Below are 25,356 nucleotides of genomic sequence, written 5' to 3'. Positions count from 1 at the left end.
ACTCAATTGTTAAGCAGAAAATACATGGTGTCTTCTGTGCAAATAAAGGGTAAAATTTGGCGCTTATTTATAACACTTTTAGGAGGAATTAACGTGGTTAAGATTGGTATTATTACTGGAAGTACAAGAGACTCACGAGTCAATTTACAAGTATCCGAATGGGTGAAATCCATCGCGGATGAAAGAACAGATGCAGAATTTGAATTAGTGGATATTAAGGATTATAATCTGCCAAAATTCAATGAACCTATCCCCGCGATCATGTCACAAGATTATCAAGCTGAAGAAGCAAAAGTGTGGTCCAAAAAAATTAGTGAACTGGATGGATTTATCTTTGTAACTCCAGAATACAACAGAGGGATTACATCTGGTTTAAAGGATGCTATTGATTATTTATATGTTGAGTGGAACAATAAAGCAGCCGGAATTGTCAGTTATGGTTCTTCGCTTGGTGTTACCGCGGCAAACGATTTGCGTTTAATTTTATCTGTACCCAAAGTGGCAACAGTAGGAACGCATGTTGGCTTAAGTTTGTTTACCGATTTTCAGGATATGGTTAAGTTTAATCCGGCACCATTTCATCAAGAAACAGTTCACAAACTGTTGGATGATGTCATTGCTTGGTCTACAGCATTGAAGACAATTAGAGCTTAGTTCTTACAGCGAGGTGGAAGAGGACTCCTTCCCCCTCGTTTTTATATGTTTAAATTAGCCTCAGGCTTATTGCCGCTTTACAGATAGTGGTAAAGTAGAGATTGGAGTTGATGCCGCTTCAAATAAAACATTTCGGAGGATTACCGTATGAGAAGTGAACGGGAAATGATGAAGATCCTTATAGATTTTGCTATGAATGAGGACAAAATTAGATTGGTCACTTTGGAAGGGTCACGTACAAACAAAAATATACCTCCGGATATATTCCAAGATTATGACATATCTTACTTTGTAACAGATATTGATTCTTTCAAAGAGAATGATCAATGGCTTCATGTTTTTGGGAATCGTATCTTGATGCAAAAACCCGAGGATATGGAACTTTTTCCGCCGGAATTAGGTAATTGGTTTTCATATTTAATGCTTTTTGAAGATGGAACTAAAATAGATCTAACACTGATTCCCATTAACGAAGTGGGTCATTATTTTACCAATAGTGACGGTTTAGTTGAGGTATTGCTCGATAAGGATACTCTGATCAAAAATAAAGTGATCGCAAATGATCGTCAATATTGGATTAAAAAGCCAACTGCAAGAGAATTTGATGATTGTTGTAATGAGTTCTGGATGGTTTCAACTTATGTAGTAAAAGGATTAGCGAGAAAAGAAATACTTTTCGCTATCGATCATCTAAACGAGATTGCAAGACCTAATTTATTGAGAATGATGGCTTGGAAAATCGGATCAGAGCAAGGATACACCTTTAGTGTAGGAAAGAACTATAAATTTATTGATCGTTACCTCCCAAAAGAAGATTGGGAAAAGCTCCTATCAACCTATTCTGGGAATGGGTATCAGGAAATGTGGCAGTCTTTATTAACTTGTTATGAGTTATTTAGAACATACTCAAAAGCTGTATCAGAAAGTCTCGGATATCAGTATCCAGATTACGATAAAGCCATTACCAAGTATATGGAAGGTATCAACATCTCATTGATGTGATTCCTCTCACCATCCCCCACAGTATATGAAAAGGAAGCCCTGTTGCACAAAGTCGAACATGTGCTGGAGCATAAATTTCTGGAGAGCAGTTGGATGTTCAACTGCTCTCTTTATTTTGAAACGATTTTTCTACTATATAAAAAAAGTACCGCTAGAGGGGCGAGACGGGGGAGCCGACCCGATGATCATGTTTAAGGAATAAACGGCGATTGCTCTCCATGAAAGGTTAGCGTCAATACATGCATGGCTCTCGTGCAAGCAATATACAGCAGGCTTCTGTCCATATCCGTCTTATAATTCGATACGTCAACAAACGGCACAATCACATGGTCGAACTCCAAGCCTTTTGCCATATGGCACGAAGTTACCATAATCCCCTCATGAAATTGCTCACTGCTGAAATTGAGCAAATAGATATCCTTATGAATATCCTTGATTTCTTCATAAATCCGCTCGGCTTGGGCTTGCGTCTTGCAAACGATACCTAGCGATCTGTGATCCGAATCCAGAAATTCCATGACCGCTTGTTTCACATCCGTCAATTCGCCGGCCCGACTATCAGAACTTTTAATCCGAGGGTGGTAGCCATGGCGTTCAATCGGAACAATCCTGCTGTTCGGGTCGATATGCCGGGCAAAGTTGATGATTTCAATCGTCGAGCGGTAGCTCTTTAATAGTTCAACTGTATCCGCTCCGGGAAAAACCTTCTTGATTTCGGTGATCGATGATGAGGAGTAAGGATTGACCGATTGGCTGCTGTCTCCCAGAATCGTCTTCTTACAGGTGAACAAACGGGATATTACGGCGTATTGAACAGGGGTATAGTCCTGCATTTCATCTACCAATATATGTTTTACGGCATCGAAACTATTCACTCCTTCTACAAGAATCTTCAAATATACAAGTGGAAAAACATCGGAAAACTCCAGCATCCTCGCCTTTTTCAGCTTAAACAATTCCGCTTTGCCTATAAAATGATAAAATTCTTTATAAATCGCAAGGAGATTCAGAGATTTAAACATCCTTTTTATGGCCGTTTTGATTTTATTGGCAGCGGCTGGCTTTACCCTGCCGCCATCCTCATCCCTTGCGCTTCCTGCAATGACCGCAGCTGTTTTCTCCAGTTTTTGTTTGATCGGCACGTTTCCAGCAGCTTCGTACGCGCTTAAAATATCTGCCTTGTCAATTCTCACATTATCGATGTTTAGGTCGGCAGGCACAAAATCGTTATCGCGAATATGCGCAGCAAAACGATCCAATTTCTGCACAAAGTCCATGCTAGCTTTGTACCTGATGCGCTCAATCAAGGATTCGTTCCCTTCGTTCCTTGAATCAGTAAGCTCCGTCACCTGCTCGTTGAAGGTCTGGAATTCGCATATCCCCTTCAGTTCCCTGGAGGCCAACTCCTCGATGCCGATTTGGACTATGTTTTCTTCCCCCAGTTCCGGCAGCACATTGGAAATATAGTCGGCAAAAACTTTATTCGGAGAAATGATCAAAATGTTGTCAGACGTTAACGTTCCTTTGAACCTGTACAGTAAAAAGGCGATACGGTGCAGCGCGACCGAGGTTTTTCCGGAGCCGGCAACACCTTGAATGATCAGCTCGCAGGAATGCTCATTCCGGATAATGACGTTTTGTTCCTTCTGAATAGTGGCGACAATATTTCGCATTTTCTCGTCCGACGTTTGGCTCAGTTCTTTTTGCAATACCTCGTCATTAATATTCATAGAGCTTTCAATCATGTATTCCATGGTCTGGCCTTTAATCTTGAACTGTCTCTTTAAAGCGATCTTCCCTTCGACTACCCCTGCAGGAGCCGAATATTCGGCTCTCCCGGCATTATAATCGTAAAACATGCTGGCGACAGGGGAACGCCAATCATAAATCAGATTCTCCTGGCTGTCTTCTTCGCTGAATGCGTGTACCCCGATATAGTAAGCGTCTCCCTTCTCGTGTCCATCAGGAACGAAATCCACTCTTCCGAAATAAGGGGCTTCCACTAATTTTCTGAGCTTTCTCCGTTTATCGACCGCCTTTTCCCCATGATCGATAGCGAGCGAGATTTCGACCCGATTGGCCGCTCTCTCCGCCGGATCGAGTCCAGCCATGTTATCCCAAACGTATTTTTTTGCTTCAATGACTTCCTGACGGGTCGTGCTTATTTTGTTTTCCAAAAGCTCAATCGCTTTTTGCAGCCTGGACACCATCGTGCTGAGATATTTCCTTTCTTCCGCTTCCGTTTGATTCACGGTCATTTTTATCCCTCTTCTCCCTTGATTTCACTCCAAAGTATAGAGAAATTGGAAGAAAAATATAGACTTATATTTATCCTTGTAGTATTATATTTTTATCGTGGCTCCAAAAATAGGGTTACGAAGCATATTGTTTTACACTCGATATTGCATAAAAAAACCAAGCCCCTGAGCATCAGGGCTTGGTTTTCTTGTTATTATCTTGTTCTTCTTGTTCTGGTACGGTTCTCCGAGCGTCCATAACGTAAGCTTCACTTTTACTCCTCGTCTCCTAACGCAAAATCAACGGCAGCCTCGGCGTGAAGCCGTGCTGTATCATAAATCGGGATATTACAGTCTTCTTGGGAGATGAGCATTGTGATTTCCGTACATCCGAGAATAACAGCTTCCGCTCCCTTTCGGATAAGACGGTCAATGATGTCTAGATATCTTTTCTTTGAATGTTCATTTATAATTCCAAGACAAAGCTCGTGATAAATGATGTCGTGAATGACTACCCTATCTGCTTCATCCGGTACAACAACCTCAAGTCCAAACTGATTGATCAGCCTACCCTTGTAAAATTCCTGCTCCATAGTAAAGGCAGTCCCTAACAAAGCTACCTTCTTTATTTTATCGCTAACAATTTTATTTGCTGTTGCATCTGCAATATGAAGTAAAGGAATCGATACCGAGTTCATCACTTCGGGTGCCATCTTGTGCATCGTATTCGTGCATATAACTATGACATCGGCTCCGCCTGCTTCCAGTTTCTGTGCCGATTCAATCATAAGCTTCGTAGCCTCTGTCCAATTCCCTTGATGCTGGAGGTCCTTGATTTCTTGAAAATCTACGGAATACAGCAGACTCTTTGCTGAGTGGTGACCACCCTTCCTTTCTTTTACCTTCTCATTGATGATTTGGTAATAGAGCATGGATGATTCCCAACTCATGCCGCCAATAAGCCCTATTGTTTTCACTACCTACTCACCCCACCCGTTACTTCTGGGCATCGAGAACAAACATCGATGCGTCTTGTCCCATAAATATTTTACTTCCATGATAAAAAGTTTTGGATTGAATGTTTTTATACCCGATTTTCGTCATCATGCCGGATAGCTCATCTTGATGGAATCCGTTATGAACGATATCTGAAACGATATTCTCATTTTTATTAAAATCTACAATTAGTAAATGTCCCCCGTCATTTAGAACATCGAATAATTTGGATAAAACGAATTCAACATCAGGAATATGGAGGAGAACCTGGGCCATAAAAATATAGTCAGCATGTAAATCCGATAAACCTTCTTGTTCAAAATCAAAGCACAATGTATCTGCATTCCGAATATTAAAATCCGAAATTTTCTGCTTGACTTGATGAATCATGTTTGGTGAGGTATCCAGAAAAAGCATGGAATGAAACTCATTTAACAAGTTCATTCCGACAAGACCCGTTCCACAGCCAAAATCAACAGCATTTTTACTTTTAGCGTCAACTACATATTCACGGATCGCCTCAGACGATACCTTTGCGATTTGAATTCTTTCAGGCGTATCATACATGTTAGCTATCATTTCAAACTTATCCGTATTTGCCATTCCTATCTCTCCAATCCACCCTCATACGAAAACTAAGACGAGTGTTAGTATTGTCCAAGCAGACCTTTCTTCATCGCTATTTTTTCGCAGAGATGAAATACAAAAAGCCCTGCAAATAAATATACCAGCGAATTTAAGATTAAGACCGCATAGTCTGCCAAAGGCAATTGAGTCAGCGTCAGGTCTTCAATCATCACCGTTCTTACCATATTCACCCCTTTGACGAATGGAGCAAAGGCTAGAAATGGAGCTGCAGTTAACGGAACAAAGATAAGCCCCATCAATACAAATTGGAAAATCTGTAGAAATGCCTGAATCTGTTTCACGATAACAGCAAGGCCAGCAATCATAAAGCTGACACCCGCCATACTTATCATTGTAATTACAATGATCGGGATTGTCGTCAATGGATTTAGACTCAACCACTGCCCGGAGGTAAGCATCGCAGCGAACAGCAAGATGACCATCACAACCGACTGGATGCCAAATTGCCCAATGATGCGGGTAAGCATGATTTTCCACACCCCCATAGGAGACATATATATTTGTTCCAACGTTCCGCGCGTTGCCTCTGTGACCACAGAATAACCAAGGAAATTCATCGTCATCATCGTTAAGCTCCAGAAGGCTACACTTACAATCGAATATTGCACATTGGTATCAAAACTGACCGGGTCACCGATGAACATAATGCCAAAGAATGCAGCTAAGAAAATAATATAAAAGGTGAATACTAATGCAATGGTGTTCGGCAGATAACGTTTCAGTTCGATATATTCCTTACGAAAATTAGCATTCAATAAGTGCAGCCATTTCATGATTCTTCCCTCCCTTAACAATCTGAATAAACACTTGCTCAAAGTCGATGGTTATACGATCAATGCTCTCCACAATGGTTCCTTCCTCTTTTAGAAGATCGAATAACTCATAGATGTCCTGACTGTACTCTAAATTAACTTCCACAATGCACTCATGGGAGCCTGCTTTATATATACTTAAAGGAAAACGGCCAAACAGCTTCTTCTCCTGGTCCAAGCTTAATTGCTCACCCAGCTTAATTGAGTATGCTCTTGTTTCAAACAGCTTAAGCAAATTCTCCACCCTGTCGTCGACGACAACTTCACCTTTATTAATGATAATGGCACGATCACACAGCTCCTGAACAACGGGCATATCATGTGAGCTAATGATAATCGTACGTTTTTCTTCCTTCACGATCGTCTTTAAAATTTCACGCAATTCATAACTAACTTCAACATCCAGCCCGAGAGTTGGCTCATCCAACAGAATAACATCCGTATTAGCTAATAATGCTACTGCGATGGCCAATTTTTGTTGCATCCCCCGGGATAATCCACTGACCAGCTCATTCTCCTTTTCCTTCAGGTTGAATTGCTCTAACAATTTATCCGCTTGATCGGCAACCTGCTTCCGAGAGTAACCGCGGTTACCCGCAAAGTATTCCAGGTTCTCCCGAACGGTAAGGCGCCAATATAAATTTCGGTTCCCCTCCAATACAGCACTAATATGCTCTAGAGCTTTAAGTCTTTTCTTACTAATATCCAGACCATTAATGGAGATAGAGCCCCCATCCGATTCCAGCAAACCACAGAGCATTTTTATCGTTGATGTCTTCCCCGCCCCATTGGGCCCTAATAAACCGACAACCTCTCCACGGTGCACAGTGAAAGAAACATCACGAACCGCATGGATCTTCTCTTTCGTTTTTCTTCGTCCATACACCTTACTAATACGCCGTACTTCTATAATATTCTCCATCACATAACCATCCTCTCCCGAACGAAATAAAAAGGTGATGCCATTGATACCTTTATTGTATTTTTGAATATTAGTTTCTTAAACTGGCCCCAGATGGAAATGGCCTCCGTCTCAGGGAGGAGATTTAGGACACCTGATTAAACCATTGATGATTTGAACGGTTTGATTGAATGTTTGCGGGCAAGCGATCGTTTCTTCGACAGGACATGATATTTTCACTCCTTTAATTAACCTTATCCGGCCTTTGCCCGATTGAGAACTTGCCTCTCGCCTTTCTTCCCGAGCAGATTGGTGCCCATGACACCGGCAATAATAAGCACCGAACCGGCGATATGGTACAATCTGACTTCCTCCCCAAGCAAAAGCGCTCCAGCAGCGATCGACACAATCGTCGATAGATTAGAGAATACGCTCATTTTGGACGCTTCTATTTTAGACAAGGCATAGTTTGAACTAAGCGCTGTAACCAGTGTAGACAAAATGCCTAGATAGAGAATAGCCGCGATAAACGTACCACTGGCAAGCGGAGAGAACAATTGACTGAGCGTTCCAGTAGCTGCATGCCCCGCAAGTGACACGGCAAGGAAAGATAGAAAGGCAATGCCAAGCATGACATACGTGATCTCCGCAGGACTGAACGATTTGAGGAGCCGCCTCGCGAGCACGCTGTACCCGGCCACCGCCAGGCAAGACAAGAACAAGAGAATAATCCCCGTCATGTTGGACCAATCGATGCGGCTGCCCTTCATGATAAAGATGAACAGAACACCGCTAACCGACAGACCGATAGATAACTTTTGCAGGAGCGTAGTCGTTTCTTTCAAAAACAGAAATGCCAGCAGCATCGTTAAAACCGGTGTGAAAGCAAACAGGATGCCCCCTTCGCTGGATGCGGCATACTTCAAACCGTAGGATTGGAGCGTAAAGAATCCCAGCGGATACAAAGTGGCCAGGAGCAGCACCTTATACAGCTTTTTCCCGCGGTAGTTCAAACGGACCCGGCCCATCAGGACGGGAATGGACATAGCGGCGAAGGATGCAGCAAACCGGAATGTCAGTGTATCCATAGGCTCAGCGAATTCGAGCGCGATCTTCGTGAATAAAAAAGAAAATCCGATGATCATTGCATTTATAATCGCGCATAGATAAGCAAGTTTTAATCCGGATGGATTCATTAAAGCAAGTGCCCCCTTAAAAAAGAGTGTCATGTTCGCGGATTTGGCGTTGATACATGAAATGGTAAAACAAAATGGAGATCCCAACAACTACAAATTTCCAGAACTTTATCGATACTGTTCTACGTAACGATTATAAAAACGATTCTGGTCGTGCTGCCGAGTTATGATATCTATTTGCGATATTTGGAAACGGAAGGCATTCCGGTGGTTGGAATTCCACGCAGTCCAGTTGGCATTGACCTGCAGGAGTTGGGGCAAAAGTTCAAGAGCGGCGGAATCAAGTTTTCTACACCATGTCCAGATATCAAAATCCACTAGGACTACGGATAGTGCGGAAGAGCGAAAGGCCATAGCCAGTCTGGCGGGAATATACGATGTATACATTGTCGAGGACGACTTGCACAAGATCAGCAGCCAATATACTGCACGAATCCGGGCGATAAACGGGTCGGTAAATCGTCATAACGGCGAGGGAGCGGTGGCGCTATCGGGAGTCGATTCAGGCATCTTTATACAGGAGGGAAGGTGATATTAGAGGAAGTGAAAAGGGGGATCGGGGGATAGACATAAAGCCGCCGCTAACGGGCATCGGTTGGTAGGTGCCCGTCAGCGGCGGCTTTCACCAATCTGTACTATTTCTTAAATCATTTATTATCTAATGAACCTGGATAACTAGGTTCAGGTTTATTCTCGCAGTCGAAGTCAGCTTGAATGATATGATGAACTTCGTCTAATATAGCTTCGTAGCTAGTTTCCAGTGAGATTGCAATCTCATGAAACAAAATCTGCTGAGTAGAGTTTAACAAATTCTGATCTTGTTGGCTAAACTTTTTATTGTTTAGTTCAACCTTAAGCTTTTGTCGCATTAGAGTATTAATAACTTTTGCAATCTCTTCCCTATTGCCTGTATTAACGATACTTGAATAGGTATGATTCCGTCCCGTATTTCTTTCTATCCAATGAATACCTGGCAATCTAAAGGATTGAATAATTTTCTCTGCTTCATCCCTTTGAATAAGATCCAGCATAAGTTTGGACTTATTATCTACTGGAATACTGATTTTTAAATCAGCCCCATGCAGCGGATGTAAATCATAATAATACCTTGAAACGCCGGAAATTTCTTTTTCACTTATACTATCGATTCGGCATATGCCATGTCCTGAATATATAATCAATTCACCCACTTCAAACAATGCAGTCGCCTCCTCGCGATCGTCAACTAAGATGACAATATAATTCTATTATACCATATTGTCATCTTAGTTGACGATGAACAAACGCTTTTGTATATTGGATGAGAATTATATTGAAAGGAATGAATAGAATGAGTTCAGCATCACAGAACTTAGACTTGATAGACTTGATTAGCGAGCGTCATGTCCTGCTTCGCAACTTGAACAGCCAATTGTGGAATGAAAGTCATGACCTACATATATCTAATTCAGAGTGGTTTATTATGGCGAGGATCTACAAGAAGCAGCCAACGATATCCTATGTTACCAAACATGTAGATATTTCTCGGCAGGCTACTCATAAGTTCATTAAAAGTCTGGAATCCAAGGGATTAGTTGAGATTAGCAAGGCACAGCATAACAATAAAGATAAATGCATACGGTTAACAAAATTTGGCGAAGAGTGTTTTGAAAAGAGAGAGGTCATCAAAGCAACACTTGAGGCAAAAATCATCGAAACGATCGGGGCTGAACAAGCAACCCTTCTTAAGAAGATTTTGCAATCCGATTGGGGACTATAGTGAAGCAATCACTTTACCGCAGACTGCAACCTTTTTGATCATACTTCCTTTTTCAATATATATATATATATACAGCTTGGTTTTGGTTGCAGTAATGGCGGCTCCTTATTGACCACGAAAAGCCCCCTTGGGCCATCCAAAAGGGCTGTTCCTCTTGCAGTTACGGTGATTCGTCTTTTGCCGCTTCAGCTTCGGGTGGCGCCATCAAGCCTTTAACGGCACCGAGAAACGGGCGTATGGACTTGATCATGCCGTATCCCAACCTCACGACCGGGACAAATCGCTGGATCATGCTGAACAGCCGCACCCCCCCGCCCAATGCACCGCCTAGCGCTCCCGCAGCAGCGCCGCTGCCGCCTAATCCCCCGAACAGCGAGCTTATCATCGGTAGAAAGGACGATACTTGGGCATCCGGTTTGCGGGAGCGGGAGCGGGAACGGGAGCGGGAACGGACGGAAGGTTTGCGTGCGCCGCTTCGCCGGCTGCCGGAACGGCTGCCCGAGGCAGGGGAGTTGGCTCTGTGCTGCTTAGGCCGGGAGCTTTGCTTCCCGTATGAGGTGCGCGGCTGAGCTCCGGCGCTAGCCAGCGTCAAGACGCTGCTGTTAACGTCGGTAATATAGCCGACGTGGGTCTTTCCGTTGTGCAGTGTGATGCACACCGGCCGGCCCTGCAGCCGCTTGGCCCGTGCGAACACCTCTTTGGATTGTGCCATGGAAAGTTCACCTCGCTCACTGGTAATAGTTCATTGTACGCCAGGGGCGGGCTGCCTGATTGTGCGAATGCAGGATGCGATCAAGCCCTCTTCGCTGAACCCACGGCGATTTCCGGGACCGGCTGGATCGAGCAGACGCAAGTACATGCCAAGCTGCGCACATGATGGATCATGTAGCCCGGTCTGGTGACTCTTTAAAGAACAAGCGGCCCTGCCGCCCAGGTTCCCGAGATGATCACGATCCTCATATCGTTCCTCCTCTCGCTCCGAAAAGGCAGCGCAAAAAACCACTTCCCTTGAGAAGCGGCTTCTTGCGATATCATTCTAAACAAATATACCTGTCTATGCTTGCATCCCCACGCCGTTTTCCAGCGTAGAAACAGGCTTCACGAGCGCCTTCTTCTCCCAGGCCCGGCTTCTCCAGCGAAGCAGCATGATCATGCCGCGCAGCCATTCATCTACCGTGAAAGCGATCCACACACCAAGCAGTCCCATCCCGAAATGAACGCCCAGCGCATAAGCAAGCGGCACAGAGACGCCCCACATCGAGAGCACACCCATCAAGACGGGAAAACGCGCATCCCCGGCGGCACGCAGCGAATTAATGATGACCATATTAAACGTCCGGCCGGGTTCGAGAATAATGGAGAGCAGAAAAATACCCGCCCCGGCGGCAATGATCACGGGGTCTTTCGTGAACATGCCGATCAGCTCATGCCGGAACAGCGATGCAATACCCACAATGCCTAAAGTTAACCCAAAGCTGATCCACACGCTTCTCATGAGTCGCTTGTAGGCCTCTTTCATTTCCCCCGCCCCGACCATTTGTCCGACAATAATTTCCGTACCTGCTCCGATCGCCAGAGCAAGGGCCATAAAATAGTTCGAGATGTTCATGACATAAACATGGGTATTTAGCGCAGTGATGCCGATCATATTGACGAAACTGATGATTATGAGGTACTGTGACTGCCAGGCGAGATGTTCGCCCGCCGCGGGCAATCCGACGTGCAAAATCTGTTTTACGTAAGTGCCGTTCCAGACCACGTAATCTTTAGCACGAATCGGTGCAGGACTCCGGCGATATAGAATGATAAACAGAACGATAATGCCGAGCAAGCGGCTAACGACCGTGGATATGGCCGCTCCCGTCACGCCTAGCTCCGGAAAGCCGAAGTTCCCGAAAATAAGCAGATAGTTTCCTGCGACGTGTACGAGATTGACACCTAGGGTGACGAACATCACGCTTTTGGTGTGTCCCGTCGAACGGATCACTGACGAAACCGCATAAGAGAGCGCCTCGATCCAGATGAAACCGCCAATGATTTTTAAATAATGACTTGCAATTCCGATTTGCTCGGGATTTAACTTCATCAAATGCAAAATAGGCTCCCCATATAGAAAAAGGACCAGGCTGACGAGCACCCCGAAAATCAGATTTAACGTAATGGCGTTGGCCGAAATGCGGCCCGCTTCTCTCTCCCGCCCGGCGCCGATATACTGGGCAACCGCGACGCTAGTGCCAATGCCGACAAAGCCGAACATCAGAATGCAGAAGTATATAATTTCGTTGGCTAAGCCTACTGCCCCGGTGACCTTATCGGAGATCCGGCTTAACATGAACACGTCCACTGTGCCCAGCATCATCCGCAGCACGGAATCGATGAGAATCGGCCAGGTTACAGCAAAAAGACTAAGTTTTTTCCATGATGGAATACGATCAGTTAATGTCACGTTTAACAAACTCCTACCCTATTTTTTCTCTATCGCTTTCCCTAGTGTAGCGCCCGCAATCCAACAAGTCTACCCTTTTACCATTGCAGAAAACTCGGTTTAACAGTATTTGAAATCCACCTCTTTATCAGGAGCTTTATTTTAACTTTTTTAGTCCTGAAACAAGGATAGAACCTGTAAGCACTATTGCCGTTCCAATGACAAATTGTAAGGTAATTGGGGTACCTATAAATAAAACTTCCGTCACGATCGCCCAGAAAACATAAGTATTGTTCAGCGATTGCCCTCTAGCAGCACCGATTATATTAATTGACATGTAATATAAAGAATAATTGGCAGCTCCTAATAAACCTGCTAAGATGATCAACCATACTATATTTGATGACGCGACTTGAAATGCTATCGGATAGCCATGAATCATCGGTACAATTAATATTCCATAACAAAACGCGGAGGTCATCTGTCTTATATTAATTGCATAAGCAGGAACGGCTTCTTTGCCTTTCATTCCCCAAGCACCGATTATCCCTTCAAGACCCCAAAATATCGCAGCTCCAAATGAAAACAATATGCCGATGAAAAAGTTACTATCCACGCTAAACTTCGATGGCATATAAGCTAAAATAATGACACCAGTAATACTTATAACAACACCGAGCCAAGTTCTCTTGCCCATTTTTTCCTTCAAAAAAGTGAACGCAAGTATAGCCCCTATACCTGGGAATATGGAGGCAATACTTGCTGCATAGGTTGCTCCTACATATTGAATACCAAGAAAATAAAAGGTCATTGCCAAGGGGCCGCCAGACAACGCTCCGAACATTAAAATCACGCCGCTCTTTGTTCTCAGCACCTTTAACACATTAATAAATTCACCTTTTACAATCATAAACAAGGATACCCATAGTGCAGAGAAAAAATCATGCATGAACGCGGCAATTATTGGAGCAAGCATAATAGCCTCTTTAAATGGCGAGCTAGCTATAATAATGCCAATTAATACTGTATCTACCCCCCAAGCTATCGCTGAAGTAGCCCCTAGACCTATACCTATTTTAGCTTTTTTAATACTTTTTAAATTCATTAACTTAACCTCTTTTCCAAAATTCATTTCACCATAAATGTTGAGGATCGGAAAAGAAATAAACATGTCACTTTGCCTCGCATGATGTCGACATTAGTCATTCAGCCCGATCAATCGATCTTAATGGACAGTATCGACTATTTTTCGATTACACAAACCCGAATCCCATCAGCATAGAAAAACAAGAACATTTGTTTTTATATTGCCTCATTCTACCATTCACCAGTACAATTAATACTAATCTTTCACCATCTGTTTGGAGGTAAGTAAAATGGATTTTATTATAGAAGATCAAACCGCTCTCTTTAGCCCTCTATTAGCTCTTACTCAAAAAAAAATGCATGAATTTAACTCATCTGCTGCTTCATTAATTGTAATTCAAAATGATAGGGTTGTGCTCGAATGGTATGACGGCTTCCACCATTCTAAAAAGGGAGCAAAGCAAATTGATGCAGACTCTATGTTTAACATTTACTCAACAAGAAAAACATACATAGGATTAGCAACGGCGATTGCTGTGGTTGAAAGTAATATCCCCCTGGAGACACCTGTATACAAACTGGTTCACGACATCCCTAAGGACGATCTCGGGGAAATAACAATCCGTGACTTAGCAACAAAAACGGGTGCTAAATATTTCGGAGCCAATAGAATCGAAAGAGAAGAATTGGCGGGAAAGGTGATTGAGACTATTACAGGCATGAACATTGCGCAGCTTATAAGCGAGCGTGTATTAAAGCCTCTGCAACTTAATCACACAGAATGGGTAACGTCTCCTAAAGAGAGTCTAGTATGTGATTTTCAGGCGGATGGTAATTATGCTTCTGTTCGAATCGAGTCCAATGAAGGCCATGAAAGAAATCTATATACTAGTTCACTTGACCTTGCACATTGGGGATATCTACACCTTAAAGATGGACTTATGCATGGCAAGCAGATACTACCAGAAGCAGTCTTTGATTTATATGCCGATCTTCAATTAAAGGAAGATGCCAGCAAACGTCTTTTTGGGTGGTACTATCAGGAGGACTGGTACTATGCAACCGGAGCAGCAGGCTGTCATTGTGTTGTTCTTCCAAAATATAATGCTGTTGGAGTAAGAATGTTTAATAGATATACGAACAATTACAAAGAAGACCAAATGGCGTTTAATCATACACTTCTCGAGTGTCTAAAGAACAGTCCGGCAGCATCAAGCTGATCATCATTAACTTCTCTTCACGTAACGGTAAGATTTTAAGGCCATCCTTTGTGGGGATGGCCTTTTCTTTGAACTCACGTTATTTCAACTAAAATGTTTTTAGTTAGCACAATCAAGTATCATTTTCCTGATAAGAAAAGGTTGATCATTCCCAAAATGGTGTGCCTAAAAATAAAAAACCTTCACCATTTACATACCTGCCAAATTCACGGGACGCAGACTTTTGCACATCCATCGGCAGCCAGTTGTTTGCGTCAGGCATACCGAGGGCGTTCCTCATCATAATTAGCCGAAATGCAATAAATAATGCTTCTATTTGTACCACATAATCATTCGGTAGCGGAAAGTGCTTTCCATACCAATCAATGTACTGCTGTCTAGTATTGGGGTGAATAAAACAGAATGTGATGGCCAAGTCAGAGAGAAAAAAACCGAATCCACACGCGCCAAAGTCAATGGAGTTTGCAACCCCATCCACATACACAATATTGGGAGGAATGATATCTCCGTGCAATATGCCCCAAGTCAAGTTATTTTTAGGGAGCGTGTCGAGCAGAGCCATTGCTTTTTCCCCAGCGGCTTCAAGTATCTGAACATCATTTGCATCTAATAATCCTTCCCGTACGGCCTGCTTGAGCAAGTCCAGAGCATTCTGTATGCGTGCGCGATTAACCGTTGGACGGATAAAGGATGAAGGCGGCTGCCACTTACTGGCATGTTGGTGCAAAGCTGCCGTCATTACAGCGGTGGATTTCATTTCTTGCTTATTAGTAAAGTATGGCTTTTGCTCGCCTGTCACCCAACTGAGCATAGTGCAATTCATATCGCCCACCTGCGTAACATACGCCCCTTGCCGATTGCGTTTGGGTACGGGGACGGTAAGGCCAGTATCACGATTAAGCGCATCCAGCCATACCAACTCGGAATCCAGCACATCTGGGCTTATCCACATCTTCTCAATCGTACTGATTTTAGATTCGTGAACACGCAGACTGTATAATAATCCCTGGTGATCTTCAACTTTGAACACGGCAGCACCGCTTTGAGCTATCGGCGATACGGATACAACGTTTATATCGTACTGTGCAAGCGCATGCTGCGCAATGATTGCATTATCCATTCAATGCCTCCTTTTAAGTTTCATTTTAGGTGATGGTGGAAAATGGAGCCTTGCAATCCTTGCACAGAAATATCATGTTTGCCATTCCGCAAAAAACTTGCCCTACTTATGGTACGGTTCTCCGAGCTGTCCGTAACGGCAAATTTTGAAGAGAGCCATCCAATGGATGGCCCTTCCCTATCCAGCTACATCTTTTGCTTCTCCAATAAACTTATCTCTTCTTCAATCCGACTTACGTCAATGCGCTCGAACAAAAGCTCATACTTATGAATCTGTAAGCCAGCAGGAACAAAAATCAACTGCCAGTTCGGTCTTTCCAGCGTAAGAAACGTTCTTATTTTCTCACATGAAAAGGGAATAAAGGGTTCGAGCAAGTTTGCGAGATTGGCTATAATCTGTACACATGAATGTAGTGTAAGTCCACATGCCTCCCGATTTTCCTTGATTTGCACCCATGGTTTTTGTTCATCAAAATATTTATTTGCTTGACGGACGTAGGTGAAAATCAATTCAATCGCTTCTTTTAGACGGCCTTCTTCAATTAGGGCTCCAGCATCTCGATATATATCTTCGGTTGACCTTGTCCATTCCTCACTAAATTCTCCTAAAGGAACATAACCTTCAAAGGATTTGTCGATAAACGCCAACGTACGGTTGACCAAATTTCCGAACGCGCCTAGCAGCTCCCCGTTGTGACTATGAATAAATTCCCTCCATGAAAAATCAGTGTCGCGTTTCTCGGGCCCGTTTGCGATCAGAAAATAGCGAATGGAGTCCGGCTGGTACCTTTTCAGAATGTCTGGTACCCAAACCGCCCAATTCCGGCTTGTCGAAAACTTTTTCCCTTCTAGTGTCATGTACTCGCATGAAATCACTCGATCAGGTAAGTGCAGTCCCCCTACTCCCAAGAGCAAAGCAGGCCAAATCAGTGTGTGGAAAGGTATATTGTCCTTTCCATGTACATAATACGCGGTTAAATCCTTCTCCTCATCCAGCCAAAAGGATTCCCAACTGCCGCCTGTCTGACTTGCCCATTGTTTGCTTGCAGACAAGTAACCACTAACGGCTTCAACCCAGACATAGATTTTCTTGTCATCAAATCCTTCAACCGGAACTTCAACGCCCCATGTTAGATCTCTCGTCGCTGCACGATCTTGAAGGCCCTCTTCCAAGTACCTTCGGGTCAACTGGACAGCATTTTCCTTCCATCCCTGAGCCTGTTCAGCATATTGGGTCAATTCAGCCTGAAATTGAGACAATGCAAGGTAATAATGCTCCGTTGGGCGCTCGACAGGTGGATTGCCACAAATTTTGCATGTTTTTTCTGACAAGTCCGCTGGATCAAGCAATGTTGAACAAAAGTCACATTGATCCCCTCGGGCACGATGACCACAGACAGGGCAATCCCCTTCAACGTATCGATCTGGCAAAAATCGTTGATCTACTTCACAATACGTCTGCAGGATAGTTTTTTTATACAGATGTCCATTTTCCAGAAGTTTCAGAAATACATCTTGAACTACACGATGATGAAATTCTTGATCGGTACGCGTGTATAAATCATAAGTGAAGCCCAACCGATTGAAGCATTCGACAAATTCCAGATGGAAACGATCTGCAATATCACCTGGCGAGACCCCCTCCTGCATAGCTTGAACAGCGACAGGAGTTCCGTGACAATCGCTGCCTGACACATATAATACGTCATCTCCCTTCGCACGGAAATAACGTGCCAATACATCCCCCGGCAATAAACTTGCCAATCGTCCCAGATGCAATGAACCATTCGCATACGGCCATGCTCCGCCGATAAATATTTTCGCCATAAGATTCCCTCCCTCATTTTTGACACACAAAAAAACCCTCATCCCAAAGGGACGAGAGTTGTGCTCACGTGGTACCACCCAATTTTATTAAATGCCTCACGGCATTCACCTCTTCAGGTACGACGCTATTCGCGTTTATACCCTAGCACAGTAACGGGTGCGGGTTCCGGCGCAGCCTACAACCACATGAGGTTTCGATGCGCAGCTCTGAGACCATATTCCCTAGGCTATTCTTTACTCCTTTTCAGCTGCCGGAGCTCTCTGTAAAAAGACGTCACCAAGGTACTCTTTCTCTTCTTAGCTTTTTTGGTTATTCAAGTTATTGGAAATTATACTGAACACCGTTTCCAAAGTCAAGGTTATTATTCGGGTACGGCTTGCGGCGGTAGTACAAACGCCAAAACTACTGGACGACATTGTCGTGAGCCTCAACAAGTGGTCATTCTATATCCTGGCGTGTTGAATCTCCTTCCACTTCTCCTTCAAAGCTTTTAAATCTTCTACGAAGAATCTTAGCAGATTGGGTCGTCTTCTTACTGCAAGCGGGTGATAGGTGAAGCTGATAGACGTACCCTGAAACTCATGCCAGCTGCCACGTAACTCCTTAACAACGGCACTCTCCTTATCTGGGAATAAGGCTTCCGCCACGACATTTCCAAATCCAAATAGTACAAGCGGCCGCTTCTGAAAGATCTGCATCTGCAAATGAGGAAGACACGCGGCTCTAACCTCAGGCTTATTATAAGCACGCATCGGTCGGCGTTTTAGCAAATAAGTGACATAAACCTCATTTACATCTATCCCTGCTTCCCTCATGCCGAATTGGAGTGTTTCTCGGGTACCGCATAGAAATGAATTTCCTTCCCGATCCTCCCTGGCTCCGGGATTATCCAAAATCATCATAAGCGAAGCTTGCGGATTTCCTTCACCCCAGACGACCCGATTCCGCTGCTTGGATAGCTCGCACAGTTCACAATGCTCTATACCTTCAGGCGCTTGCTCTTCAGGTAAGATTACAAAGGATCGATCCATCTCCTTGTCATGCAGCTCCTTCCTTTCACACTCAATAGATCTATTATGCCCACTCACAACAAAAAACTTGCTGTTTACTTGTAATACGGTTTTCCGTACTGTCTGCAACGGCAAGTCTTTAGGCCATCCTTTGCGCGATGACCCTTATGTTGTTAGAATCTGCTACTCTATGGCATATCATTTGGTTGGATCAATCATTTAGTTATTTCGCCAGACTTCCTGATTTAATTCACCATTTATGACGGCTGCAGCTCTAGCCCCCGATGCAGCTGCGGCAATGGATTGATGCATGAGTGATGACACGTCACCCGCTGCGTAAACGCCGGGTACGCTGGATTTTCCAACTTCGTCGACTGCAATCTCCCCCGTATCTGATATGCGGCAACCAAGGGTCTGCGGCAAATCCGTTCCCGGGACCAGCTCCGACTTGAAGAAAATTCCTGTGCACGGAATTTCCGTCCCATCCTCAAGCGCAACATGGTTCACCATACCTTTACTGGATACAATGGCACGAATCGGCGTATCGAATAGCGGGATATGATGATTTCGCAAATCCTCGCGTTCAGCCTCGCTCAATTCATCGGGGCCATTCGTGCATACGACAAACTGATTCGTCCACCCCGACAACAATGGAGCGAAATGCATGAGCGCCGCCCCCCTGCTAATGACAACCAGCGGCTCATCCCTTAGTTCCCAGCCATCGCAATACGGGCAAACAAATGCGCTTTTCCCGTATACCTCGGCTAATCCCGGTATTCCAAGCTTTTGATCTTTCATGCCTACGGCAAACAGCAGTTTTTTGCTGGCGATCTTCTTCCTTGTGGCCGTCTCCAACAAGAAGTCCCCATCCTCACCCGTGATCGACACAACGGTATCTTCATACTGGGAAACCGACGGATAGACGCGCAACTGCTCCTTCGCAATGCGTCGAAATTCATCCGGGCTGATGCCGTCCCGCGTCAAAAAACCGTGCGCCTCCCGAGTCACAGCATTACGGGGACGTCCTTCGTCAATGACGATCGTCTGCTTCCTCGCACGTCCAAGCATAAGTCCGGCGCTCAAACCGGCGGGACCTCCCCCGATAATCGCTACATCCACTTTGTTCATGATTATTCCATCCCTCTCGCTTCACTCAATCCGTTACTCTTGAGCGATTTTTTTGTTCTTGCGTTGCAGAGATCGTCAGTACACTACAAATCGCGTGAAATTGAGTGGACTGCCGCTGTCCGCTTCTAGTACAGTGTGCTACCACTGTCGTCAAAAGCGAGAAGCATCCCGAAATCCGACGGGATTTCAGAATTTAACCCAACTCGCCAACTATTCGATATTTATCGTGACTGTAAGTTAGATACGGTCTTCTCTGCTGTGCATATACTGGCTTTGCAGTTGAACAAGCACTTTGCCGAACCGGCCGCCTTGCCGGATTTCTACTTGTTCGCCAGGATAGCGTGTGTCCAAATGACGGGAGACGATATGACGAACCTTCTCATCCAACGGGATACCGTGCATTTTCAACCAATTGACCGTATCATGGAATGCCGCCTCTTTAGAGACTGTTGTTGTTTTCATTTCCCGGGTTATCAACGATTGATAAGAATAACCCTTTAGCAGCAGTAATTGAGTCAGGTAAAGCATCTCCAAATGTTCGGTCTTTCTGGGGCGATCGGTGACAAGTGGCCATACCTCGTCGACCAGGCTGTGCTCCCTGGAACCTACCGGCAGGCTCATGTAGCAGAACGATCTCGCGCAGCTCAGCACCCTCTCCACACTGGCCCAATCGACCAGAACCGGGCACATGGAGACAAAGACGAGATCAAAGGCTCCTCGCCTCAAGATCGATGTTTTCGAAGGGTTCGTGCACTACCTTAACCGTTCCATTTGTCAAGCCCGAACTATTTTGGTGTAAGAGCTCGATCAACGGACGGGATGTTTCTACCGCCGTTACATCCGCTCCCCGCTCCGCGAAAGGTACGGAAAAGCCGCCCGATGCCGCACCTATATCCAAAACAGAAGATCCCGAAAATTCAACTCCCTGATCCCTTAGCCAGTTCATTATCCGTCTGGCCCTTCGTCTGCCTTCTTCGCTGAATACCTCCTGATTGAACGACTTGGCCGATGAATCAAGTGAATGTGCCGGATCGATGCCAGCCCTCTTCATCTTGTTGACGCCTGTATTCGAATCTTCCTTCCAAGCTTTTTCCCATACCACCGCATCAAACAGTTCATTGCTCATTGTATTTATCACCTTTTTCTCTCCATTTTTATGATTCCATCGGACCCAAGCCGGAGGATTATTCATAACCATTTTCCACATGGGTCGAGAATGGCTAAACGTTATTTCTGAATCCGGTATGTGAATATGCCTCAACAATGATTCCCTAGTGCGTTGGATCAATTCCTACTGCTTTTGAATACATCCATTCGCTCGACCTCCCTTATTAAATACTTTAAAGATATATGTTGTCTTTAATTAACTTAAAAAAAAGATGTACTATATCTCGATATTCAGATCCCGCACAAGGTCCGACATCTTCTGATTTCTCAACTGTTCCTCCATCTTCTCTTCTGCCGATAATACCACCTTTTGAATCGGACAGTTTGGTCCATGTTCAAAACTGCAATCGAATAAGGAAGCCGAGCCTTCAATCGCATGAATAATATCAAGGAACGAAATGTTTTCCCAATCTCGTTTAAGCCGATATCCGCCGTTTACCCCCGTTATCGATTCAATCATGCCCGCCTTCACTAACTTGGTCAGTATTTTGGATAAATAGGATGGAGACACATTTTGCCGCTCTGCTAACTGCTGTACCCCTATTGGTTTTTGCGGAGTCGCCGCAGTAAGAAAGAGCATAGTATGAAGAGCATAATCGGTTGCCTTGGAGTATTTCATAAAATATCACCTCAATCAAGGATTTCACATATCTATAATAACCATTATGTTCCTTTGCGTCAAACCGCCAGAAAAATACGATAAAAGAAAACGAGGAAGTGTACTGTTGTAAGCACACTTCCTCATATTAAGCACGAGCATGGTTTCTTGATGTCGGATCAAACGCAGGAGAACGTCTGCCGAAATTTCCGGGTATCTGAATGACTGCTCCATACGTTCCAAAATAAGTACACAGCACGAATCCCGTTTCTGCAGCGAATACTACGCACTGATCCCGGAATATACGTCCAGTGCGCCCCTCCGGCCTCTGTGCTCCTTTTTTCAATAAATCCTCTTCAACAGCTCAATGACTTCATCCAAGGTAAGCCCGAAGGATTTGTAGTAGGAAGTGTCGCTTTCCATTTGCTTCAAAACCATCTCATTGCGCTTCTGCAGCATCTCCTCGGGTGAAAATTCGGCGACAAAGCATCCTTTGCCAGTTACGGTGTTGATCAAACCACTTCGTTCAAGCTCTTCCCAAGCTTTCTTAACGGTGATGACACTGACGCGAAGCTCATGAGCGGCCTTCCGAATAGGCGGCAATACATACCCGCTTCCTAGTTCACCATTAAGAATCTGGCCGCTGATCTGCTCGTATAACTGCTGGTAGATCGGTTTTTCCGTTGTGTTCGAAATCGATATGTTCATAGAAGTTCCACTTTGAGAAATCGTTTCACCGCAATCCGGTAAGCCATCAGGGTAAATACAGCAAAGATGACGATTCCTGCGATCAATACGGATGCGTGAACAGCGATATGTTCAGCGATGGTCACATTAAAAATGTCGGACACGGGCTTGATCTGAATTCCCAGCCATTGTACGATTCCGGCAAAAATCATAGCGGCTGCAGTAGCTAAGAACAGCGCCCTGCCAAATTTGTACGCCGTCTTGTAGTAAATGGGGATAAGAATAATGTTGAAGATCGCCAGCATGACCATGCAAAGTCCCCAAAAACCGATGGAAGGTGCGAAGAAATAGTAGGTTATGTTTGAATTCGAGTATACAAGGTCATGGACCAGACCGAAGATCAACGCAGACCCGATGTGCAAAATCTCCAGGATGACAATAACGGATACCCTTGCTTTCACAATATCCTTTTTAGTTACGGGCATCAACGAGGTAAACATCAAGTCGTTCTGCGTTTTAAAATTGCCGAATAAGTTAGGGACCGAGATCCAGAAAAAATACATAGGGACAAGAAAGTAAATCCAGCTAGGAATGAGCACTAGCAATCCAAACAAAATGGGGAGGACAAAAAACATCGGCTGAATGCCTAATTTCAAATCCTTCATAACTAAATTATACATATGCAGGCTCCTTCTTCGCGAAGTAGATCATGATCTCCTCAAGGCTCGGCGTGGCAGCTTTGATGCCGGAAAAGGGATCGAAGTCTTTGGAACGGATCAATCCCGTAAACCCGAACGAATTGACTTTGTAGGAAATCATCCGTTCCTTCACCCGGTTCAGTTGGCTGGTGTTACCGCTCAGCAAACGATAGGACTCCTTAAACTCTTCTTTCTCAGCGCTGCTAATGATTTTCCCATCCGCGATAAAGGTAATAAAATCTGCACACCTCTCCAAGTCGGAGGTAATATGGGTCGAGAAAAGAATGCTGATCTCGCCGCCTGCGACAAGCTCTTGGAAGAGATCCAGCAGGTCGTCCCTGGCCACCGGGTCAAGCCCGCTTGTCGGCTCATCGAGAATGAGCAGCTTCGCGCCATGGGATAACGCAAGGGCCAGAGTATACTTCACTTTCATCCCCGTCGACAATTCGGCGACTTTTTTATTCTCATCCAACTTAAATCGACTCAAATAGCGGGAATAGGCTGCTTCGTCCCAATGCTTATAGAACCTCTTGATTACGTCGGTTAACGTTTTGATCTTGCTGCGGTTATAAAAGTCGATGCCGCCAAATGCACACCCGATCTCTTGCTTCAACTCTATTTCGTGTTCAGCCATGTTCTTGCCCAGAACGCGGACAACGCCGCCATCGGTTTGAATCATATTCATGATCGATTTGATGGTAGTTGTCTTTCCAGCGCCATTGGCGCCGATGAAGCCCATAATATAGCCCTTCTCCAGTTGGAACGACACATCTTTGAGCTGAAAATTAGGATACTCCTTGTTTAAATTTTGAACATCTAATGCTAGCATATCAAACCTCCTCACTAAATTGTGTATACCGTGTATTCACAATATATCACCAAGGGGTGGAGAAAGTCAATTCTTAATTCTGCTTAGTGACTCCGGCGTAATGCCGAGATAACTAGCCAGTTGATGTTGGGGTACCCGCTCGATCAGAGAAGGGCGTTTCATTAGCTCCTCAATATAATCTATAGCGCTCTGAACCGCTTCAACCGTATGTATAAGCCCTCCTCGACCCACCAGTTACTTTCTGAATTGGACTTATCATGGCAAATTGTTCCCCCCCTAATTTATTCTTACATCTAACTCACTTCGTCGTCGTATCGAATCATCAGTTCAGACAGGAGCTGCCTAATCGATGCTCGCAACTCCTTCGGTTGCAGCACCGCAGCTTCCTTCCCGAGCCCGACAAAATAAGAAGCAAGAAACGGGAGATCACTTCTCGGCACGTTTCCCTCAAGCCACCCCGTATTGTCATCGCGAACATGGAGAAGAGGGACCGGGTGAGGATCCGCCTCGCAGGCTTCCACCCCTTCTTTGGACAGCTCAGCATACAGGTATAAGCTATCGTCTTCCGGGTGAACTAGCTCCTCCTTACTCCCCAGATCAATCTGCTGCAAGTCAAGCGGCGGAGTATCCGAAGGGACAGCAGAATCAATCCGATCGCAGCGGAATACACGAAAAGACTTGCGAAGAAAGCAGTAGGCCCAGCAATACCACAATCCCTCCTGAGTGTAAATGCCAACCGGTTGAATCTCCCGCTTTCCCCGCTGCTGTTTAGATTCATAATCCACCAGCAAGACAACTTGCCGAACGGCTGCATCCAGCAATACGGACAAATGCGGGGACTGCGCTTGTCGAACCGGCGTAATGAAGTCAACCCGGTCTCTCATCTGATCGATCCGGTCACGCACATCTTCCGGCATAAAATTATAGAACTTGTTCAACACAGCTGAAGTTTCTGTTTGAAACGGGAGAGATGAATAATGACGCAACGCCTGGACAGCGAAAAATACCGCCGCCGCCTCCCGTTCCGTAAAGGCGATCGGAGGCAAGAGCCCTTCTTTCAAAATCCGGTACCCGCCATGAGGGCCTACTTCAGAATACAAAGGTACGCCCAGTTCACTGAGCTCCTGTAAATCCCGAAGAATCGTGCGGGCAGAAACACTGAACTCATGGGCAAGCTCCTTTACCGTAAATCGGCGCTTGCGATTGACCGCAAAAATCAATTCCATCAACCGTTGGGCCTTTGTCACATTCCAATCCTCCTCGCTTGTAAAAATTATCTATAACCATGACGTGATTTGTCACTATCATCTAATACAATCGAAGATGAACCCAGTACAAAATCAAGTTTAAGGAGAT

General features: G+C 44.7%; 23 protein-coding genes, 3 pseudogenes and 1 other annotated feature. Of the genes and pseudogenes, 5 read left to right on the top strand and 21 right to left on the bottom strand.

The features are described from left to right. Nucleotides 1-93 precede the first annotated feature (93 nt). Nucleotides 94-654 carry an NADPH-dependent FMN reductase gene (locus G358_RS0113510; protein WP_019637768.1) on the top strand — a complete coding sequence of 187 codons (561 nt, stop codon included), beginning with the start codon at nt 94-96 and terminating at the stop codon, nt 652-654. Nucleotides 655-801: 147 nt separating this feature from the next. After that, complete coding sequence (gene ant(6) / locus G358_RS0113505) at nt 802-1,656, top strand: aminoglycoside 6-adenylyltransferase (protein WP_019637767.1); 855 nt, start codon at nt 802-804, stop codon at nt 1,654-1,656. A gap of 191 nt (nt 1,657-1,847) precedes the next feature. On the opposite strand, the gene G358_RS0113500 is transcribed toward ant(6), so the two are convergent. The 6 genes from G358_RS0113500 to G358_RS0113470 form a co-directional block, all read right to left on the bottom strand. After that, nucleotides 1,848-3,914 carry a HelD family protein gene (locus G358_RS0113500; RefSeq protein WP_019637766.1) on the bottom strand — a complete coding sequence of 689 codons (2,067 nt, stop codon included), beginning with the start codon at nt 3,912-3,914 and terminating at the stop codon, nt 1,848-1,850. A gap of 254 nt (nt 3,915-4,168) precedes the next feature. Next, nucleotides 4,169-4,870: an aspartate/glutamate racemase family protein gene (locus G358_RS0113490; protein WP_019637764.1), complete on the bottom strand. Its 702-nt coding sequence runs from the start codon at nt 4,868-4,870 to the stop codon at nt 4,169-4,171. A gap of 19 nt (nt 4,871-4,889) precedes the next feature. Continuing rightward, a complete protein-coding gene (locus tag G358_RS0113485) occupies nt 4,890-5,492 on the bottom strand; it encodes a class I SAM-dependent methyltransferase (RefSeq protein WP_019637763.1) in 603 nt (200 codons plus the stop codon). A 44-nt stretch (nt 5,493-5,536) separates the two neighbouring features. Next, nucleotides 5,537-6,310 (bottom strand): ABC transporter permease, encoded by a 774-nt coding sequence (locus G358_RS0113480; RefSeq protein ID WP_019637762.1) that lies wholly within the window; start codon nt 6,308-6,310, stop codon nt 5,537-5,539. Further along, on the bottom strand, nt 6,282-7,271 hold the full coding sequence (locus tag G358_RS0113475) for an ABC transporter ATP-binding protein (protein WP_019637761.1): 990 nt from the start codon (nt 7,269-7,271) through the stop codon (nt 6,282-6,284). The genes G358_RS0113480 and G358_RS0113475 overlap by 29 nt, the downstream gene beginning before the upstream one ends. Nucleotides 7,272-7,504: 233 nt before the next feature. Further along, a complete protein-coding gene (locus G358_RS0113470; RefSeq protein ID WP_019637760.1) occupies nt 7,505-8,446 on the bottom strand; it encodes a DMT family transporter in 942 nt (313 codons plus the stop codon). Nucleotides 8,447-8,590: 144 nt separating this feature from the next. Between G358_RS0113470 and G358_RS33990 the strand changes: the two are divergent. Then, nucleotides 8,591-8,846 (top strand): annotated as a pseudogene (locus tag G358_RS33990) (aminotransferase-like domain-containing protein); the annotation flags it as partial. Between the two features lie 247 nt (nt 8,847-9,093). Here G358_RS33990 and G358_RS0113460 read toward each other — a convergent pair. Continuing rightward, nucleotides 9,094-9,636: a CarD family transcriptional regulator gene (locus G358_RS0113460; RefSeq protein WP_240480028.1), complete on the bottom strand. Its 543-nt coding sequence runs from the start codon at nt 9,634-9,636 to the stop codon at nt 9,094-9,096. Nucleotides 9,637-9,776: 140 nt separating this feature from the next. Here G358_RS0113460 and G358_RS0113455 point away from each other — a divergent pair, with 140 nt between their 5' ends. Further along, the gene (locus G358_RS0113455; protein WP_019637757.1) at nt 9,777-10,205 is read left to right on the top strand and encodes a MarR family winged helix-turn-helix transcriptional regulator; all 429 of its coding nucleotides are present in this window, start codon (nt 9,777-9,779) and stop codon (nt 10,203-10,205) included. 160 nt (nt 10,206-10,365) lie between these two features. Here G358_RS0113455 and G358_RS0113450 read toward each other — a convergent pair whose 3' ends face one another. From G358_RS0113450 to G358_RS0113440, 3 genes are all read right to left on the bottom strand, one after another. Continuing rightward, nucleotides 10,366-10,917: a hypothetical protein gene (locus tag G358_RS0113450; RefSeq protein ID WP_019637756.1), complete on the bottom strand. Its 552-nt coding sequence runs from the start codon at nt 10,915-10,917 to the stop codon at nt 10,366-10,368. Between the two features lie 342 nt (nt 10,918-11,259). Further along, nucleotides 11,260-12,651, bottom strand: a complete 1,392-nt coding sequence (locus G358_RS30150) for an MATE family efflux transporter (RefSeq protein ID WP_019637755.1) — start codon at nt 12,649-12,651, stop codon at nt 11,260-11,262. 136 nt (nt 12,652-12,787) lie between these two features. Next, nucleotides 12,788-13,801, bottom strand: a complete 1,014-nt coding sequence (locus G358_RS0113440; protein WP_019637754.1) for a DMT family transporter — start codon at nt 13,799-13,801, stop codon at nt 12,788-12,790. A gap of 205 nt (nt 13,802-14,006) precedes the next feature. Here G358_RS0113440 and G358_RS0113435 point away from each other — a divergent pair, with 205 nt between their 5' ends. Further along, the gene (locus tag G358_RS0113435; RefSeq protein WP_019637753.1) at nt 14,007-14,936 is read left to right on the top strand and encodes a serine hydrolase domain-containing protein; all 930 of its coding nucleotides are present in this window, start codon (nt 14,007-14,009) and stop codon (nt 14,934-14,936) included. 145 nt (nt 14,937-15,081) lie between these two features. On the opposite strand, the gene G358_RS0113430 is transcribed toward G358_RS0113435, so the two are convergent. The 11 genes and pseudogenes from G358_RS0113430 to G358_RS0113385 form a co-directional block, all read right to left on the bottom strand. Further along, nucleotides 15,082-16,056, bottom strand: coding sequence for a phosphotransferase enzyme family protein (locus G358_RS0113430; protein ID WP_019637752.1), 975 nt, complete (start codon nt 16,054-16,056; stop codon nt 15,082-15,084). A 185-nt stretch (nt 16,057-16,241) separates the two neighbouring features. Further along, nucleotides 16,242-17,882, bottom strand: coding sequence for a methionine--tRNA ligase (gene metG, locus G358_RS0113425; protein ID WP_019637751.1), 1,641 nt, complete (start codon nt 17,880-17,882; stop codon nt 16,242-16,244). A gap of 44 nt (nt 17,883-17,926) precedes the next feature. Beyond that, nucleotides 17,927-18,190, bottom strand: a binding site (T-box leader). A gap of 136 nt (nt 18,191-18,326) precedes the next feature. Then, nucleotides 18,327-18,914 (bottom strand): uracil-DNA glycosylase, encoded by a 588-nt coding sequence (locus tag G358_RS0113420; RefSeq protein WP_033404053.1) that lies wholly within the window; start codon nt 18,912-18,914, stop codon nt 18,327-18,329. 198 nt (nt 18,915-19,112) lie between these two features. Further along, nucleotides 19,113-20,021: an NAD(P)/FAD-dependent oxidoreductase gene (locus G358_RS0113415; RefSeq protein ID WP_019637749.1), complete on the bottom strand. Its 909-nt coding sequence runs from the start codon at nt 20,019-20,021 to the stop codon at nt 19,113-19,115. Nucleotides 20,022-20,258: 237 nt separating this feature from the next. Then, nucleotides 20,259-21,147, bottom strand: a pseudogene (locus G358_RS31305) (methyltransferase domain-containing protein). A gap of 258 nt (nt 21,148-21,405) precedes the next feature. Beyond that, the gene (locus G358_RS0113405; protein ID WP_019637748.1) at nt 21,406-21,807 is read right to left on the bottom strand and encodes an Rrf2 family transcriptional regulator; all 402 of its coding nucleotides are present in this window, start codon (nt 21,805-21,807) and stop codon (nt 21,406-21,408) included. Nucleotides 21,808-22,128: 321 nt separating this feature from the next. After that, nucleotides 22,129-22,494 (bottom strand): GntR family transcriptional regulator, encoded by a 366-nt coding sequence (locus tag G358_RS0113400; protein WP_019637747.1) that lies wholly within the window; start codon nt 22,492-22,494, stop codon nt 22,129-22,131. Continuing rightward, complete coding sequence (locus G358_RS0113395) at nt 22,491-23,153, bottom strand: ABC-2 transporter permease (protein ID WP_019637746.1); 663 nt, start codon at nt 23,151-23,153, stop codon at nt 22,491-22,493. The genes G358_RS0113400 and G358_RS0113395 overlap by 4 nt, the downstream gene beginning before the upstream one ends. Further along, complete coding sequence (locus G358_RS0113390; protein WP_019637745.1) at nt 23,146-24,000, bottom strand: ABC transporter ATP-binding protein; 855 nt, start codon at nt 23,998-24,000, stop codon at nt 23,146-23,148. Before G358_RS0113390 ends, G358_RS0113395 begins: the two co-directional genes overlap by 8 nt. Before the next feature lie 66 nt (nt 24,001-24,066). After that, nucleotides 24,067-24,177: pseudogene (locus G358_RS33085) on the bottom strand (Crp/Fnr family transcriptional regulator); the annotation flags it as partial. A gap of 116 nt (nt 24,178-24,293) precedes the next feature. Then, the gene (locus tag G358_RS0113385; protein ID WP_019637744.1) at nt 24,294-25,247 is read right to left on the bottom strand and encodes a helix-turn-helix transcriptional regulator; all 954 of its coding nucleotides are present in this window, start codon (nt 25,245-25,247) and stop codon (nt 24,294-24,296) included. Nucleotides 25,248-25,356: the final 109 nt, after the last annotated feature.

Origin of the sequence: Paenibacillus fonticola DSM 21315, assembly GCF_000381905.1 — a bacterium.
GTDB classification, from domain to species: domain Bacteria; phylum Bacillota; class Bacilli; order Paenibacillales; family Paenibacillaceae; genus Fontibacillus; species Fontibacillus fonticola.
The sequence above is the reverse complement of the archived record's forward strand: the minus strand, read 5'-3'. Positions and strand labels throughout refer to the sequence as shown.

Excerpts from the sequence above, each read along its gene's own strand:
- G358_RS0113390 (WP_019637745.1), bottom strand. The coding sequence starts at position 24,000 with ATGCTAGCATTAGATGTTCAAAATTTAAACAAGGAGTATCCTAATTTT.
- metG (WP_019637751.1), bottom strand. The coding sequence starts at position 17,882 with ATGGCGAAAATATTTATCGGCGGAGCATGGCCGTATGCGAATGGTTCA.
- G358_RS0113430 (WP_019637752.1), bottom strand. The coding sequence starts at position 16,056 with ATGGATAATGCAATCATTGCGCAGCATGCGCTTGCACAGTACGATATA.
- G358_RS0113420 (WP_033404053.1), bottom strand. The coding sequence starts at position 18,914 with ATGGATCGATCCTTTGTAATCTTACCTGAAGAGCAAGCGCCTGAAGGT.
- G358_RS0113450 (WP_019637756.1), bottom strand. The coding sequence starts at position 10,917 with ATGGCACAATCCAAAGAGGTGTTCGCACGGGCCAAGCGGCTGCAGGGC.
- G358_RS0113400 (WP_019637747.1), bottom strand. The coding sequence starts at position 22,494 with ATGAACATATCGATTTCGAACACAACGGAAAAACCGATCTACCAGCAG.
- G358_RS0113455 (WP_019637757.1), top strand. The coding sequence starts at position 9,777 with ATGAGTTCAGCATCACAGAACTTAGACTTGATAGACTTGATTAGCGAG.
- G358_RS0113405 (WP_019637748.1), bottom strand. The coding sequence starts at position 21,807 with ATGAAATACTCCAAGGCAACCGATTATGCTCTTCATACTATGCTCTTT.
- G358_RS0113480 (WP_019637762.1), bottom strand. The coding sequence starts at position 6,310 with ATGAAATGGCTGCACTTATTGAATGCTAATTTTCGTAAGGAATATATC.
- G358_RS0113485 (WP_019637763.1), bottom strand. The coding sequence starts at position 5,492 with ATGGCAAATACGGATAAGTTTGAAATGATAGCTAACATGTATGATACG.
- G358_RS0113475 (WP_019637761.1), bottom strand. The coding sequence starts at position 7,271 with ATGGAGAATATTATAGAAGTACGGCGTATTAGTAAGGTGTATGGACGA.
- G358_RS0113470 (WP_019637760.1), bottom strand. The coding sequence starts at position 8,446 with ATGAATCCATCCGGATTAAAACTTGCTTATCTATGCGCGATTATAAAT.
- G358_RS0113440 (WP_019637754.1), bottom strand. The coding sequence starts at position 13,801 with ATGTTTATTTCTTTTCCGATCCTCAACATTTATGGTGAAATGAATTTT.
- G358_RS0113435 (WP_019637753.1), top strand. The coding sequence starts at position 14,007 with ATGGATTTTATTATAGAAGATCAAACCGCTCTCTTTAGCCCTCTATTA.
- G358_RS0113415 (WP_019637749.1), bottom strand. The coding sequence starts at position 20,021 with ATGAACAAAGTGGATGTAGCGATTATCGGGGGAGGTCCCGCCGGTTTG.
- G358_RS0113395 (WP_019637746.1), bottom strand. The coding sequence starts at position 23,153 with ATGTATAATTTAGTTATGAAGGATTTGAAATTAGGCATTCAGCCGATG.
- G358_RS0113500 (WP_019637766.1), bottom strand. The coding sequence starts at position 3,914 with ATGACCGTGAATCAAACGGAAGCGGAAGAAAGGAAATATCTCAGCACG.